This window comes from Chiayiivirga flava, from assembly GCF_014202825.1.
GTDB classification, from domain to species: domain Bacteria; phylum Pseudomonadota; class Gammaproteobacteria; order Xanthomonadales; family Xanthomonadaceae; genus Chiayiivirga; species Chiayiivirga flava.
Genome location: NZ_JACHHP010000005.1, coordinates 18,509 through 34,296 on the forward strand (window position 1 = coordinate 18,509; position 15,788 = coordinate 34,296).

The window sequence follows — 15,788 nt, forward strand, 5'->3', positions numbered from 1 at the left end:
AACGCCCGGGCGCGCGCGACGGTGCATCTGGCTGGGGCGGCAGGATTCGAACCTGCGGATGCCGGGATCAAAACCCGGTGCCTTACCGCTTGGCGACGCCCCAGTGGAATGGGTGCTGCTGTATGACGTGGAGCCTGCTGCCGTGCCGCGATCCGCCCGCCTCATGCATCCTGCAGCAGTGGCGAACGATCGATGCCCCGCGCAACCCGGACGCGCCAGCGCGGCGCCAGCGCATCGCACGCGGCCTGCGCCGCGACGGGGTTGTCGAAGGCAACGAACAGGCCGCCGCCCGTGCCGGTCACCTGCGCCTCGCCGAACGCCGAGAGCGCGTCGAGCGCCTCCGCGATGCGCGGATCGCGCCGACGCAGCACCGGCGCGAAGACATTGCCGCGCAGATGGCCTGAAACGAAGTCGGATATTGTCGCGGACGGCGCTTCGCGGGTCAAATCAGGCGCCTGGAACAGCGTTGCGGTGGGAACATGGACGCCGCTGTCGACCAGCAGGTACCAGCGTGGCGGCAGGTCCAGCGGGACCAGCCGTTCGCCCACGCCCTCGGCCCAGGCGCTGCGGCCGTGCACGAACACCGGCACGTCCGCGCCCAGCGCGAGGCCGATGGCGGCCAGCGCGTCGGGCCCGAGCCCGGTGTTCCAGCGCCGGTTCAGCATCACGAGCACGGTCGCGGCGTCCGAACTGCCGCCGCCGAAGCCGCCACCGGCCGGAATGCGCTTGGTGATCGCGATGTCGGCGCCAAGCGAGGTGCCCGTGGCGGCCTGCAGGGCGCGGGCGGCGCGCACGGTGAGGTCATGCTCGGGCGGGACGTCGTGCGGGCCGGCGGTGCGCACGATGCGACCGTCGTCGCGCACGCGCAGCGCGATGTCGTCGCCCCAGTCGAGCAGCTGGAACACGGTCTGCAGCAGGTGGTAGCCGTCCGGACGGCGACCGGTGATGTGCAGGAACAGGTTGAGCTTGGCCGGGGCCGGGTGGTGGGTCCACGCGGAGTCGTCGGGTCGGTGTGGCGGCGACGGGGCGTCGGACGGCATCGGATCAGACCTTGGGGTCGGCAGGCGCAGCGCACGACGTCGAAAACGGCGTCGACGCCTCAGACAGCTTCGCGAACCGCGGCAATGCACGAACAGCCCCTCGCCCCGCGGGAGAGGGGTTGGGGTGAGGGTTCGGGGCGAACGTGCCGGCACAACCTTGCGCGAGCCTGGCCGAGCGTATGAGGCCGCGCCACGTTTTGCCGCAAGACACCGAGGAATGACGAAGCGGGCAATGCGCTACACCTGCCCCGATCGAATCGGGGGGCCTCGCTTCGGCCGGACCCTCTCCCCAACCCCTCTCCCACGGGGAGAGGGGCTTTCCTGCATTGGGCTTGACATGGGTTTGGGGCAGATTTTGGCGCCTTGCTTCGGCCGAACCCTCTCCCCAACCCCTCTCCCGGGGGGAGAGGGGCTTTGCATGGTTGCCTGTGCGAGGGTGACCCGCAGGCGACACGTCAGTTCCAGCGATCGACCAGCAGGCGGACGCGTTCATCGCCGCGCTGGGCGAAGACCTTCGTCGGCAGCAGCGGTGCGTCGTCGGACCACGCGCGGTAGTCGATGACCCAGCCGGCCTGGCGCAGGCGGGACAAGCGGCCGTCGGGCGCGAATTCCACGTCCGACGCACCCGCCGCACGCGCGCCGCGGACCCATGCGGCGAGGTCCGCCAGCGGGATCGTCCAGCCGGCGTGGTCGGCCAGCAGCGCTTCCGCGCTGTCGCCTTCGAACGGACCGCCATCCAGACCTTCGAGCCTTGCCCAGCCGTGTTCGCCGCTCAGACGCCAGCTGCGGCGCGTGACCGGCGCGCGCAGTTCGATGCGGTAGGTGTCGCCCGTCTGCACCCAGTCGATGCGGCCGCTGCCGCCGTCCTGCGCGTTCGAGACCGCGATGCGGCCGCTGAACGACCATGCGTCGTCGGCCACGAGCGTGGCCTCGCGCGCCGCCTGCCGCGCCAGCGCATTGCCGTCCGCGCCACCGGCCTCCCGCCGCGGAGCCGTGCCGCAGGCGGTCAGCAGCACGACCAGGGCGGCGAGCAGGACATGACGCCGCCGGATCCCGGGTTCTGCCCCTGCACGCACCGGCCCCGCACGACCTGCCCTCGGGGACATCACGACTGAAGCTTCCCGAGCGACTGTTTGAGCGCCCGGTTGTCCGGATCGATTTCCTGTCCCAGCCGCCAGATCGAGCGCGCCTCGTCCTTCTGCCCCAGCGCCCACAGCACCTCGCCCAGGTGCGCGGCCACCTCGGCATCGCGCTGCAGTTCGAACGCGCGGCGCAGGTGCGGCAGCGCTTCCTCGTTGCGGCCGAGGCGGTGCAGCACCCAGCCCATCGAGTCGATGATGGCCGGCGCGTCGGGCTGCAGTTCCAGTGCGCGCTGGATCAGGGCCAGCGCTTCCTCGTGGCGGTCGGTGCGATCGGCGAGGGTGTAGCCGAGTGCGTTGAGGAAGTCGGCGTTGTCCGGATCCTCCTCGATCAGCTGGCGCAGGTCGTATTCGGCGTCGTCGATGCGGTCGAGCTTTTCGTAGGCAAGCGCGCGGGCGTAGAGCAGGTCCGGATCGCCTTCGAAAATGCCCAGGCCGCGGCCGTAGGCATCGAGCGCATCGGCCGGCTGGTTGCGCTGCAGGGCGAGCTCGGCTTCGAGCAGGTAGGCGTCGCGGACCACATCGCCGTACTCGCTGTCGCTGGCCTGCAGTTCGTTGAGCCGCGCGACGGCATCCTCGTGCAGGCCCTTCTGGTCCAGCAGCACGGCGATGCGCAGCTGGGCCTGGTCGCGCTGCACGTCGCCGGGCACGCGGCCGTACCACTCCAGCGCGCGCTCGGGCAGCTTGAGCAGTTCGGCGAGTTGGCCGAGCAGGTACAGGCGTGCCGGGCTGGGGGCGTCGGTTCGCGCGGCGATGTCGTCGTACAGCGCCTGGATGGCGCCGCCGTCCTCGGCGCGCGACAGGTAGGCGGCGCGCCCGGCGAGTGTGGCATCGTCCTGTTCGCCCTGCGCGAGCGCGGCGGCGGCGCCGGCGGGATCGCCGAGGGCGTCGAGCTGGGCGGCCGCAGCGAGGCGGGTGGGCGGATCCATCGGCCCCAGGGTCAGGGCCTTGGCGACGGCGGTGCGGGCGGCGTCCGCGTCGCCGCGACGCTGGGCGTTTTCCGCCTGCCACAGCCACGCACGTGGCTCGTTCGGAAAGCGCTCGATGGCGCGGCGGGCAAGTTCGGCGCCGAGCTCGGCCTGCTCCAGGCGCAAGGCGAGCCCGCCGAAGGCGAACCAGGCCTCGAGCTGGTCCGGAAGGCGATCGCCACGCACAAGCTCGCCGAGCACGTCGACGGTGATCGGCAGCCTGGCATTGGCCGCGAGCGCGGGAATCGCCGCGCGCCAGCCGTCCGGGCGCTGCAGCAACTCGCCGAGGTGCTTCAGCGCGTCGCGCCGGTCGCCCTGCTTCAGTGCCAGGCGCGCCTGCGCCGGCAGCAGTCCGGGCGCATCCGGCGCGAGCTGCCGCCAGCGCCTGAGCGCGGCCTTGGCGGCGTCGATGTCGTCGGCGAGCAACGCGACCTGCAGCGCACGTTCGGCGAGCGCCGGATCCTTCGATGCCCGGGCCGCCTCGACATACGACTTCGCCGCATCGAGCGAGGCGCCCTCCTGCAGCGCGAACTCGCCCTGCAGCAGCGGCAGCAGGTCGGCATCGTCGCGCGAGGCGGCCTGGGCGGCCGCGTGCGACGCGGCCAGCGCCAGCAGCAGGTAAACTAGGCAGGTTCGTACCATCATCGGGAGTCCATCGTTCGCAGCTCGCGCATCCGGCGCAGTCCGGTGCGTTCCGGCGTTCGAAGTCTACCGCAAGCCCATCGCCATGACCCTGCTCGCCCTCGGCTTGAACCACCAGACCGCACCGGTCGCGCTGCGCGAAACGCTTGCGATCGACGCCGACGCGATGCCCGCCGCCGTGCGCGATCTGCTGGCCCAGCCCGGGGTGCACGAAGCCGCGCTGCTGTCGACCTGCAACCGCACCGAAATCTACTGCCGCATCGACGCCGGTGCCGAGGCGGTCCCCGCGCGCTGGCTCGCGCAACGCAGCCGCCTGGGCCCGGGCCAGCTCGAGACCTATCTCTACACCCATCGCGACGGCGACGCCGCGCGCCATCTGTTCCGCGTGGCGACGGGCCTGGATTCGATGGTGCTCGGCGAGCCGCAGATCCTCGGCCAGGTGAAGGAGGCCTACCAGCACGCGCGCGGCGCCGGTGCGCTGAAGACGCCGCTCGATCGCCTGTTCCAGCAGACCTTCGCGGTGGCCAAGCGCGCCCGCACCGACACCCGCATCGGCGCGCATCCGGTGTCGGTGGCGTTTGCCGCGGTGCGGCTCGCGCAGCGCGTGTTCACCGCGCTCGACGAGGCCACGGTGCTGCTGGTCGGTGCCGGCGACACCATCGAACTTGCCGCGCGCCATCTGGTGGACCAGAACGTGCGGCGCCTGCTGGTAGCCAACCGCACGCTCGAACATGCACAGACGCTGGCCTCGCGCTTCGGCGGCTACGCGCTGCCGCTCGACGATCTGGAACGCCATCTGGCCGAGGCCGACATCGTGATCTGCGCCACCGCCAGCCGCGAGCCGGTGCTGCGACGCGATGCGGTGCAGCGCGCGCTGCGCACGCGTCGGCACCGGCCGATGTTCCTGCTCGACCTGGCCGTGCCGCGCGACATCGAGGCCAGCGTCGCGGACCTCGACGACGTCTTCGTCTACACCGTCGACGACCTCGAACAGGTCATCGACGACAACCGCCGCTCGCGGCGCGAGGCCGCGGACCAGGCCGAAGCCATCATCGAGCTGCAGGTGGAGCACTATCTCGCGTGGTGGCGCGCGGCCGACCAGCAGGACACGCTCAAGCGCCTGCGCCGGCACAGCGAGGCCGAACGCGATGCCACGCTCGCGCGCGCCGCCGACCTTCTGGCGCAGGGCAAATCGCCGCAGCAGGCGCTGGAATTTCTCGCCCATACCCTCACCAACAAGCTGCTGCACACGCCGAGCGCCAACCTGCGCGCCGCCGCGCTGCGCGGCGACCGCGACCTGCTGCAGGCCGCCGCGCGCCTGTTCGACGCCGATGCGCCCAACGCGCGCGATCCTTCTCCCCGCCTGGACACCGATGACACCCAGCATCCGCCGCAAACTCGACGCGCTGGCTGAGCGCCACGAGGAAGTCGGTCGCCTGCTGGCCGAGCCGGACGCGAACGCGGACGCCAAGCGCTTCCGCGACCTGTCGCGCGAATACGCCCAGCTCGAACCGGCCACGAGGAAGCTGCGCGACTACGACGCGGCGCTGCAGTCGCTCGCCGCCGCCGAGGCGATGCGCGACGATCCGGAACTGCGCGACCTCGCCGACGACGAGATTGCAACCCTGCGCGACACCCTCGCCACCCTCGACGACGAACTCAACATCCTGCTGCTGCCGCGCGATCCGCGCGACGACGCCAACCTCTTTCTGGAGGTGCGCGCCGGCACCGGCGGCGACGAGGCCGCGATCTTCGCCGGCGACCTGTTCCGCATGTACGCGCGCTATGCCGAGGCGCGCCGCTGGCAGGTCGAGATCCTCGGCGCCAGCCCGGGCGAACACGGCGGCTACAAGGAAATCATCGCGCGCATCGAAGGCGCAGGCGCGTACGCGCAGCTGAAGTTCGAATCGGGCACGCACCGCGTGCAGCGCGTGCCGGCCACCGAATCGCAGGGCCGCATCCACACCTCGGCGGCGACGGTGGCCATCCTGCCCGAGCTCGACGAGATCGACGAGATCGAACTGCGCGACGGCGACCTCAAGATCGATACCTTCCGCGCCTCGGGTGCCGGCGGCCAGCACGTCAACAAGACCGACTCGGCGATCCGCATCACGCATCTGCCCACCGGCATCGTGGTCGAATGCCAGGACGAGCGCTCGCAGCACAAGAATCGCGCCCGCGCGCTGTCATTGCTCAAGGCGCGCCTGCTCGACGAACAGCGCGCAAAGCAGGACGCCGCGCAGGCGCAGTCGCGCCGCCTGCAGGTGGGCTCGGGCGACCGCAGCCAGCGCATCCGCACCTACAACTTCCCGCAGGGGCGGATCACGGACCACCGCATCAACCTCACGCTGTACAGGCTCCCGGAAGTGATGGAAGGCGACCTGGCCGAGTTGATCGACACGTTGCGCCGCGAACACCAGGCGGATGAGCTGAAGCTGATCGGCGATGCGGCGTGAGTCGCACGAAGGTGCATGTCTGGGGGGGGGCCGGGCACCGGGTCGATGGTTGTCGCTCGTCGCGGCGAGCCCCCTCCCGCCTGCCGGCACCCTCCCCCGCTGCGCGGGAGAGGGATGCTTCGATGCATGCCGGGGCGGAATGGCGACCGCCGCACCGCCTGCCGCAGCGAGACGCTGACTCGCGCAGGCGATCACGCCCCTCCCGCCTCGCCGACGACGCCCCACATCGCCCGGCTCTCCCTTCACCCGCACCGCCGGCAACTTTCCAACGCAACCCGCTTGTCCCTTCTCCCGCAACGCGGGGGAAGGTGCCCGAAGGGCGGAAGGGGGCGCTCTCCGACCTCCGACGCCGACCGCTCCCTCCCCGAGGCCCCCGCATGACCGCCGCCACCGACTTCCACCCGCTCAACCTCTGCGTGCTCACCGTCTCCGACACGCGCCACGCCGGCAACGACAGCTCCGGCGACTACCTCGCCGAAGCGCTCACCGCCGCGGGCCATCACCTGCTCGCGCGTGCGCTCCTGCCCGACAACGTCTACGCACTGCGCGCGCTGGTCTCTCAGTGGATCGCCGACGAGGCCGTCGACGGCATCCTCGTCACCGGCGGCACCGGTTTCACCGGCCGCGACTCGACGCCCGAGGCACTGCTGCCGCTGCTCGACAAGCAGATGCCGGGCTTCGGCGAGATGTTCCGCGTGCTCTCGTTCGACGAGATCGGCACGTCCACGCTGCAGTCGCGCGCGTTCGCCGGCCTCGCCAACGCCACCTTCCTGTTCGCCCTGCCCGGCTCCACGTCGGCATGCCGCACCGGCTGGGAGAAACTCATCGCGCATCAGCTCGACGCCCGCACCCGGCCCTGCAATCTCGCGGGCCTGAAGCCGCGCCTGCGCGAACGCTGAGCCGGCGCGCGGCAGCGCTCCGCCCTATCATCCGCCGATGGCCCGCATCCCCGACGCATTCATCGACGATGTCCTCGCCCGCACCGACATCGTCGAACTGATCGGCGCGCGCGTGCCGCTCAAGCGCGCGGGCCGCGAATACGGCGCGCGCTGTCCGTTCCACGACGAGCGCTCGCCCTCGTTCACCGTGTCGCCCACCAAGCAGTTCTACCACTGCTTCGGCTGCGGCGCGCACGGCACCGCGCTCAAGTTCCTGATGGAATACGACCGGCTCGAATTCCTCGATGCGGTCGAGGAACTCGCCAAGCGCGTCGGCATGGAGGTGCCGCGCGAAACGCGCCAGCACAACGAAAACGACGAAGCGCGCCCGATGTACGCGGCGCTGGACGCCGCGGCCGCGTTTTTCCGCGCACAGCTTGCGTCCACGCCAAAGGCGCGGGCGTATCTGGACCGGCGCGGCGTGGATGCGACCAACCGCGAGCGTTTCGCGATCGGCTGGGCGCCCGAGGGCTTCGACACGCTGAAGAACGCTCTCGGCCGCGACGAGGCCGCGCTGCGCACGCTCGAACGCGTCGGCATGTTGTCGAAAAGCGATTCCGGCCGCGTCTACGACAAGTTCCGCGAACGCGTGATGTTTCCCATCCACGACCGCCGCGGCCGCGTGATCGCCTTCGGCGGCCGCGTGCTTGCGAAGGACGACGGGCCGAAGTACCTCAACTCGCCCGAGACGCCGTTGTTCCACAAGGGACGCGAGCTCTACGGCCTGTGGCAGGTGCGGCAGGCGCATTCGAAGATTCCGCGTCTGGTCGTGGTCGAGGGCTACATGGACGTGGTGTCGCTGTTCCAGTACGGCGTCGACACCGCCGTGGCCACGCTCGGCACCGCGACCACGCCCGACCACGCCGAGCTGCTGTTCCGCAACGCGGCCGACGTGTATTTCTGCTTCGACGGTGACAACGCCGGACGCAAGGCCGCGTGGCGCGCGCTCGAATCAGTGCTGCCGCGCATGAAGGACGGCCGCCAGGCGTTCTTCCTGTTCCTGCCCGATGGCGAAGACCCGGACACCATCGTGCGCAGCGAAGGCGCGGCCGGCTTCGATGCGCGCCTGCAGCAGGCGACTCCGCTGTCGCAGTTCCTGTTCGATTCGCTCGCCGTGGACATCAATCTCGCCACGCTCGACGGCAAGGCGCGCCTGGCCGAACGCGCGAAACCGCTGCTGGCGCAAATTCCCGATGGCGCGTTCGGCGATCTCATGCGACAGCGGCTCACCGAACTGACCGGCGTCGGCGCGCGTGCGAGCGCGCCCGACTCGCACCTTCCCGCGGGTCGGCCGCAGGCGTCGGCGCGGACCTCCGCCACCCCGAAGCGCAGCCTCGTGCGCAGCGCGATTTCGTTGCTGCTGCAACAGCCCGGGCTCGGGCTGGAGGTGGAATCGACGGCGGGCTTCGAACCGCTGCGCCAGCCGGGCGTGCCGCTGCTGCTGGAACTGATCGCGCTGGTGCGTGCGCGCCCGGACATCAACACCGGCGCGCTGCTCGAACACTTCGCCGGTCGCGAGGAGGAATCCGCGCTGCAGAAGCTCGCCGCGCAGTCGTTGCCGGGCGATGTCGCGGCGTGGCGGGTGGAGTTCGTCGATGCACTGCACCAGCTGACGCGGCAGACGCGGCAGCAGCGCGTGGAGGAATTGAACCTGCGCATGCGCGAGGGCGGCATGGGGGCGCTGTCGGAGGACGAGAAGGCGGAGTGGCGGGAGCTGCAGGTGACGTCGCGAAAATAGCGTTTTCCTGCAGCAGAAACACCCCCTTCCGCCTGCCGGCACCTTCCCCCGCTGCGCGGGAGAAGGGCTCCTCCGATCGACGTCATTAGCGAGGGCTACGCATGCCAGTGTCCGAACGCTATCCGAAGAGTCCTTCTCCCGCAGAGCGGGGGAAGGTGCCGGCAGGCGGAAGGGGGTGCGTTCAGACCAGCACACTCAGCCCCACACTTCCCCCATCACCCGCGCAAAATTCCCGCCGAGAATCTTCTCGATCCGCGCATCGCTGTGCCCGCGCGACGACAGCATCGCCGCAATCGTCTCGTACCGCCGCGCATGATTCAGATCCGGCAGGAACGTGACGAGCTCCGTCGACCGCCCCGGCGCCAGCGTGCCGTCATCCAGCAGCATCTGCATGAACTCGGTGTTGTCCTTCACGAACTCCGGCGTCATCGCCACGGGCGAAATCGAATTGTCGCTGCCGATGCCCACATGGTCCTCGCCGCACACGTCGATGGCGTGTTCGAGGTGCCACAGCAGATCGTTCGCCATCGGCTGTCCGTCGACGCGCAGGAACGGCCAGAACAGGATGCCGACGACGCCGCCGCGCTCGGCCAGCGCGCGCAGTTCGGCGTCGGCGGTGTTGCGCGGCAGGTCCGCGAGTGCGGCGCAGCCGGTGTGGCCGATCAGCACCGGCGCCTTCGACGCCGCGATCGCTTCGCGCGTGGTGCGACGGCCACCGTGGGCAAGATCCACCAGCACGCGACGCGTGTTGCAGCGTTCGATCACGCCGCGGCCGAACGCGCTCAGACCCGCATCGCCCGGCTCCATGCAGCCGTCGCCGACGAGGTTGCGGCGGTTGTGCGTGAGCTGCAGTACGCGCAGTCCGAGTGCATGGAACGTGTCGATGCGATCGAGATCCTCGCCGATCGGCGAGCTTTCCTGGAAGCCGTAGATGACGCCCACCTTGTTCTCGCGCCTGGCGCGCGCGATGTCGTCGGCGCGATCGATGCGCAGGAACGTGTCCGGCCGCGCCGCGATCTGCCGCTCCCAGTGCGCGATGTTGCGCACCGTGGTTTCGAACGCGTCCGCACCGAAACGGAAGCGGCCGTTCGGCGCCAGCGTCAGCACCACGGCGGTGAGGCCGGATTCGCGCGCGTCGGCGACATCGACATCGGACAGCATGCCGTCCGGCGTGCCGGGCCAGCGCCCGAACATGCCGGCGGCGTCGATCGCGATGCTGCGTACGTACGGCGCCCAGTCGGTCGGCGGCGGCGACAGTGCCGCGGCGCGCGTGTTCCATGCGGCAATGGCAGCGGCGCCGACGGCGAGAAAACCGCGGCGGTCGATTCGAAGTGTCGGCATCGTCGTCATCCCGTGCATGGCATCGGCGCGCTTCGTTTCGTCGTGCGCGGGCGCCTGCGCGCACGGTCTGCATTATGCTCCGGTGCTGACGCGTTTCCGCCGGAGCCTCCGATGCGTACCTTGCTGATTGCAGCCACCCTGCTGGCATCCACCGTCGCCCTTGCCCAACCGCTCGCCGTCGGCACGCCGGAGGTGAAGCGCGAGGTGGTCGGCAACCGCACCGCGGAAAACATCCCGCCGATTCCCCCGCAGATCACGCAGCGCCTCGCGCAGTACCAGGCCACGCGCGGCGCGAGCTTCGCCGGCTGGCTGCGCGACGGCAGCATGCTTGTCACCACGCGATTCGCCGAGACCAACCAGGCGCATCGCGTCCGCACACCGCTCGGCATGCGCGAGCAACTGACGTTTTTCGCCGAGCCCGTGACGCAGGTGGCGAGCGCGCCGGCCAAGGGCGGCAACGGCTTCGTGTTCGCGCAGGACGTCGGCGGATCGGAATTCTGGCAGCTGCACTGGTACGACCTCGATTCCCGCAGCGTGACCCTGCTGTCCGACGGCGGCACCAGCCGCAACGAACGCCCGCTGTTTTCGCACGACGGCAAGCAGATCGCGTATTCGAGCACCGCGCGCAACGGTGTCGACACCGACATCTGGGTGCGCGACATCGCAACCGGCAAGGCGCGCGCCGTCGTGACCGAAGGCGGCGCGTGGTACGCGGCGGATTTCTCGCACGACGGCACCCGCCTGCTCGTACTCAAGTACGTGTCGATCAACGAGTCGTACCCGGGCGAGGTGGACGTTGCCACCGGCAAGCTGCGGCTGTTCCCGGTCGACGGCGGCAAGGCCGCGTTCACCACGTTCCGGTACGCGCGCGACGGCAGCGTGTTCTACGTCTCCGACGAGGGCACGCAGTTCCGCACGCTGCGCCACCACGATCCGAAAGGCGGCGCACCGCGCCAGATCAGCGCCGACGTGCCGTGGGACGTGACCGACGTGGCGCTGTCGGACGACGGCACGCTGCTCGCGTTCGCAAGCAACGAGGACGGCATCGGCAAACTGCACGTGCGCAGGCTCCCCGGTCTCGAACCCCTGACCTTGCCGACGCTGCCGGTCGGCGTGCTCGGCAATGTCGGCTTCTCGCCGGACAGCACGCGCCTCGCGGTGACGATCAACGGCGCCACCTCACCCAGCGATGTCTACGTCATCTCGCTCGCCGATGCCGCGCTCGAGCGCTGGACGCAGAGCGAAGTCGGCGGCCTCGATGCGACGCGCTTCATCGCGCCCACGCTGGTGCGCTATCCGACCTTCGACCGCGTGGACGGCAAGCCGCGCACCATCCCCGCGTTCTACTACCGTCCGCCCGGCGACGGTCCGTTCCCGGTGGTGGTGCAGATCCACGGCGGCCCCGAAGCGCAGGCGCTTCCGGCGTTCAACCCCGGCATCCAGTACCTGCTCAACGAGCAGAAGATTGCGGTGCTGGTGCCGAACGTGCGCGGTTCGGCCGGTTACGGCAAGGACTACCTGCTACTCGACAACGGCGACAAACGCGAGGATTCGGTCAAGGACATCGGCGCGTTGCTCGACTGGATCGCCACGCGGCCGGAACTCGACGCCGACCGCGTCGGAGTCTACGGCGGCAGCTACGGCGGCTACATGGTGCTGGCGTCGATGACGCACTACAACGACCGCCTGCGCGCCGGCATCGACGTCGTCGGCATCTCCAGCTTCAACACCTTCCTCGCCAACACCCAGGGCTACCGCCGCGACCTGCGTCGCGCCGAATACGGCGACGAACGCGATCCGGCCATGCGCGCCTTCCACGAGACGATCGCACCGCTCAACAATGCGCAGAAGATCACCAAACCGCTGTTCGTCGCGCAAGGCGCCAACGACCCGCGCGTGCCGGCATCGGAGGCCGAGCAGATCGTGTCGAAGGTGCGCGGCAACGGCGGCGACGTCTGGTATCTGCTCTTCGGCGACGAAGGCCACGGCTTCGCGAAGAAGACCAATGCCGATTATTTCGGTGCGGCGCAGATGCTGTTCTGGCAAAAGCATTTGCTCGACGAAGAGTGATCGCATTGCGTCCGCAGGCCAGGTTCACTGCGGGCGCCCCACCAAGGCCGCCGGTATGAAGCCTTCCGCCGTCAGCGCGCTGATCACGCCGCGCAGCAGCACGTTGTGGCTGAAACCGATCGTGTACTGTCGCGCGTTCGGTCGAATCGGCTGCAGCATGCCGGCGTCGACGAGTTTGCGGATCTGGTAGGTGCGCTGATTGCCGGTCAGTCCCGGCAACACCGTTTCAAGATCGCCGGCCTTGATCACGCCCGCGCGCACGGCGGCTGTCAGGACGAGCAACTCGTCCGCGGTCACCAGGCGGCGCTCCCCTGCATGTGCCAGCGCCGGGAGCAATACGCGACCCTTCAGGTACGCGTAGTCGGCGAGCCGATCGACCTTTTCCAGTTCGTCGCGCACGCCTGCGAGGACATAGGTGCACCAGGTCTCCAGGCCTGTATCGGTGCCTGTGTCGGCGATTGCGAGCATCGCGTAGTAGCGGTCACGGTCTGCGCAGAACACGGCCGCGGGATTCAGCAGTCGGCCTACCGGGCCGTCCTGCAGGCTGACGCGAAATCCGAATTTTCTCAGCAGTGCGTAGGTGAGCAGGCGCACGACGCGCCCGTTGCCATTGCCGAACGGATGCACCCAGGCAAACCGGTGGTGCGCGAGCGCGACCTTCATCAGATCGTACTTCGGCGGGTCGGCGCGGTTGATGAAGTCGACGAGCTCGGCCATGTACCCGGCCACGCGCAGCGCGGGCGGTGGTCGATGCTGCGCCTGCGCGATCAGCACCTCGCCCGGCCGATAGGCACCCGGATTGCGATCGCCTTCACGCACCAGGCCCTGGACCGTGCGCGCGTGCAAACCTCGCAGCAGTGATTCTGTGATCGCATCACCGGGGCCTAGCGCGGATTCGACATCGTTCATCGCCGCATCGATGTTGTCGATTTCGTGCAGCTGATCCCCGCGCTGCGGCGCATCGACAACCTTTGCTTCCACATAGTCGGCAAGTGTGGTGTGGTTGCCCTCGATGCGGGCGGACGCAAGGCTTTCGAGAAGATGGAAGACCTGCTTGAGTTCGGTGAAGACCTGCGGCGGCGTGGTGCCGCGCAATTCGAGCCTGCGCAGATGCTCAAGGTCAGTCAGCACGTCCAGCAGCGGCGACGTGAAGGACGGGTTGAGCAATCGGAGATCGTGGTGGACGAACCGGGACGGCATCATGGAAGATCCGCAAAGGATGCAACGATGATACTGAATTTTTTCCCTGAATCAATTGAAAAACAATATGTTATTAGAATAGATCTGAAGAAACATCTTTAATCTTCGATCTCGTGATGTTGCTTCCGCGACAGCGGGAACGCGCGGCGGTCAGCCCGCGGATGCGGGAATGCCCACCGGCGCCAGATAGTGATCCACTAGCAGAAATGCAAACAGCACCATCAGATACCAGATCGAGTAACTGAAGACGTCCATCGCGAATCGCTCGCTCGGCGGGTTCATCAGCCGGATCGCGTAGTAGAGGAACCCCGCACCCAGCACCAGCGCGCCGCCGAGGTAGAACACGCCGCTCATGCCGGTGAGCCACGGCAGCAGCGTCACCAGCACCAGCAGGATGGTGTAGAACAGCACGTGCCAGCGCGTGTACTGCACGCCGTACGCCACCGGCAGCATCGGGATCAACGCACGCGCGTAATCCTCGCGACGGAAGATCGCGAGCGCCCAGAAATGCGGCGGCGTCCACACGAAGATGATCAGCACCAGCAGCCAGGCATGCGGATGCGCTTCGCCGGTGACGGCGGCCCAGCCCAGCAGCGGCGGCGCGGCGCCGGCGATGCCCCCGATGACGATGTTCTGCGGCGTGGCGCGCTTGAGATAGGCGGTGTACACCACGGCGTAGCCGATCAGCGACGCGAAGGTGAGCGCAGCGGTCAGCGGGTTGGTGAAGACCAGCAGGATCGCCATCGATGCGACGCCCAGCGCGATCGCGAACAGCAGCACCTGCATCGGCTTCAGTGCGCCGCTCGGCAACGGACGGTGCGACGTACGCGCCATCACCGCATCGATGCGTTGGTCGATCAGATGGTTGATCGCGGCCGCCGATGCCGCCGCGAGCCAGATGCCGATGAAGCCCATCGTCGCCGGCAGCAGCGGCGGGATGCCGGGCACGGCCAGCAGCATGCCGATGATCGCGGTGAACACGATCAGCGCGACGACGCGCGGCTTGGTCAGCGCCCAGTAGTCGCGCATGCCGACGCTCATGCGCGCTGGCGGATCCGCGCGAGCAGCGACACCAGCGCGAACAGCAGGATCGCCGCGCCGGCGTTGTGCGCCACGGCCACCTTCAGCGGCAAGCCCTCGATCACGTTGAGGATGCCGAGCAATACCTGCACGCCGAGCAGGATCCAGATCGCCTTGCCCCAGCCGGCAAGTTCCGGGATGCGACGCAGCCTGAAGCCGAGTGCGATCAGATGTCCGGCGACCACGAGCGCGAACACGCGATGCGTCAGGTGGATCGCGACCCGCGCCGGCGCGTCCAGCACGCCGCCTTCGTAGTCGACCCCGATGCCGCGCCACAGCACGAAGGCTTCGCGGAAATCGGTCGGCGGCGTCCACGAGCCCAGGCAATGCGGAAAATTCGTGCCGCAGGCGAGCGCGGCATAGTTGGCCGACACCCAGCCGCCGAGCGCGATCTGGATGGCGACCAGCACGAGCCCGATCGTCAGCATCGGCTTGATCCGGACTTCCGGTGCGAGCGCGATCGCCGCATTGGGCGAGGCGCGGCACGCAACGAACACGAGCAGCGAAAAGGTCGTCATGCCGCCGAGCAGGTGCGCCATCACCACCACCGGCTTCAGCAGCCACGTCACCGTCCACATGCCGAGCAGGGCCTGGAAGATGATCACCGCCAGCAGCAGCGACGAGGCCCGGGTGAAATCGCCACGCGGCGACGCGTGCGAGCCCGGCCGCAACACGTACGCGACCAGCAGGCCTTCGCCGATGGCCGCCAGCACGCTGGCCCAGACGTGTTCGCCGCGCATGTAGACCGGGATGGCGATCGCCACCAGCGCGCTTGCGCCGAGCACCACGGCAAGCCCGCGCGGCACGCGGCGCGCGGCGAGCACGGCGAGGGCGAGCACCAGCAGCCCGAGTGTCGCCGCGAGGTGGCGGTGGAATTGCTCGCGCCAGGTCTTGTGGGTTTCGACCGGGCGTTCGTAGTTGGCGTTCGCGTGCGCCACGTCCACCTCGTGCACGGGCCACGTGGCGCGGCCGTAGCACGTGGGCCAGTCCGGGCAGGACAGTCCGGCATTGGACAGGCGCACGAACGCGCCGAACACGATCACGATCAGCGCGAGCAGCACGGCGATCCAGGCGATCTTGTTGTAGAGACGGTGCGGGAGCATGGGTGGATGGTGCTTCGTGTAGGCGGAGGAGGGAACGCCCGAAGGCGGCGCGGTGGTCTTCGACCGTGTCGTG

12 protein-coding genes and 1 tRNA gene are annotated in these 15,788 nt (G+C 69.2%); 5 read left to right on the forward strand and 8 right to left on the reverse strand.

The features are described from left to right. Positions 1-28: 28 nt before the first annotated feature. The 4 genes from HNQ52_RS13230 to HNQ52_RS13245 all read right to left on the reverse strand — a co-directional run bounded on the left by HNQ52_RS13230 (position 29) and on the right by HNQ52_RS13245 (position 3,792). Positions 29-103, reverse strand: a tRNA-Gln gene (locus HNQ52_RS13230). Between the two features lie 58 nt (positions 104-161). Then, on the reverse strand, positions 162-1,040 hold the full coding sequence (gene ispE / locus HNQ52_RS13235) for a 4-(cytidine 5'-diphospho)-2-C-methyl-D-erythritol kinase (RefSeq protein WP_183961652.1): 879 nt from the start codon (positions 1,038-1,040) through the stop codon (positions 162-164). A 455-nt stretch (positions 1,041-1,495) separates the two neighbouring features. Further along, on the reverse strand, positions 1,496-2,146 hold the full coding sequence (lolB, locus tag HNQ52_RS13240) for a lipoprotein insertase outer membrane protein LolB (protein WP_281378043.1): 651 nt from the start codon (positions 2,144-2,146) through the stop codon (positions 1,496-1,498). Further along, positions 2,146-3,792: a tetratricopeptide repeat protein gene (locus HNQ52_RS13245; protein WP_183961654.1), complete on the reverse strand. Its 1,647-nt coding sequence runs from the start codon at positions 3,790-3,792 to the stop codon at positions 2,146-2,148. The genes lolB and HNQ52_RS13245 overlap by 1 nt, the downstream gene beginning before the upstream one ends. Positions 3,793-3,874: 82 nt before the next feature. Between HNQ52_RS13245 and hemA the strand changes: the two genes are divergently transcribed. The 4 genes from hemA to dnaG all read left to right on the forward strand — a co-directional run bounded on the left by hemA (position 3,875) and on the right by dnaG (position 8,921). Continuing rightward, a complete protein-coding gene (gene hemA / locus HNQ52_RS13250) occupies positions 3,875-5,203 on the forward strand; it encodes a glutamyl-tRNA reductase (RefSeq protein ID WP_183961655.1) in 1,329 nt (442 codons plus the stop codon). Further along, a complete protein-coding gene (gene prfA, locus HNQ52_RS13255) occupies positions 5,163-6,245 on the forward strand; it encodes a peptide chain release factor 1 (RefSeq protein WP_183961656.1) in 1,083 nt (360 codons plus the stop codon). Before hemA ends, prfA begins: the two co-directional genes overlap by 41 nt. Positions 6,246-6,622: 377 nt before the next feature. Then, positions 6,623-7,144 carry a molybdenum cofactor biosynthesis protein B gene (gene moaB / locus HNQ52_RS13260; protein ID WP_183961657.1) on the forward strand — a complete coding sequence of 174 codons (522 nt, stop codon included), beginning with the start codon at positions 6,623-6,625 and terminating at the stop codon, positions 7,142-7,144. Positions 7,145-7,181: 37 nt separating this feature from the next. Then, the gene (gene dnaG / locus HNQ52_RS13265; protein WP_183961658.1) at positions 7,182-8,921 is read left to right on the forward strand and encodes a DNA primase; all 1,740 of its coding nucleotides are present in this window, start codon (positions 7,182-7,184) and stop codon (positions 8,919-8,921) included. Positions 8,922-9,116: 195 nt separating this feature from the next. Here the strand turns inward: dnaG and HNQ52_RS13270 are convergent, their stop codons facing one another. Next, positions 9,117-10,262, reverse strand: a complete 1,146-nt coding sequence (locus tag HNQ52_RS13270) for a dipeptidase (protein ID WP_183961659.1) — start codon at positions 10,260-10,262, stop codon at positions 9,117-9,119. A gap of 111 nt (positions 10,263-10,373) precedes the next feature. Here HNQ52_RS13270 and HNQ52_RS13275 point away from each other — a divergent pair, with 111 nt between their 5' ends. Continuing rightward, complete coding sequence (locus tag HNQ52_RS13275; RefSeq protein ID WP_183961660.1) at positions 10,374-12,332, forward strand: S9 family peptidase; 1,959 nt, start codon at positions 10,374-10,376, stop codon at positions 12,330-12,332. A 24-nt stretch (positions 12,333-12,356) separates the two neighbouring features. Here the strand turns inward: HNQ52_RS13275 and HNQ52_RS13280 are convergent, their stop codons facing one another. From HNQ52_RS13280 to HNQ52_RS13290, 3 genes are all read right to left on the reverse strand, one after another. Then, positions 12,357-13,535: a Fic family protein gene (locus tag HNQ52_RS13280; protein WP_221282091.1), complete on the reverse strand. Its 1,179-nt coding sequence runs from the start codon at positions 13,533-13,535 to the stop codon at positions 12,357-12,359. Positions 13,536-13,682: 147 nt separating this feature from the next. Beyond that, complete coding sequence (cyoE, locus tag HNQ52_RS13285) at positions 13,683-14,573, reverse strand: heme o synthase (protein ID WP_183961661.1); 891 nt, start codon at positions 14,571-14,573, stop codon at positions 13,683-13,685. Continuing rightward, complete coding sequence (locus tag HNQ52_RS13290; protein ID WP_246387840.1) at positions 14,570-15,715, reverse strand: COX15/CtaA family protein; 1,146 nt, start codon at positions 15,713-15,715, stop codon at positions 14,570-14,572. Before HNQ52_RS13290 ends, cyoE begins: the two co-directional genes overlap by 4 nt. Between the last annotated feature and the right edge of the window lie 73 nt (positions 15,716-15,788).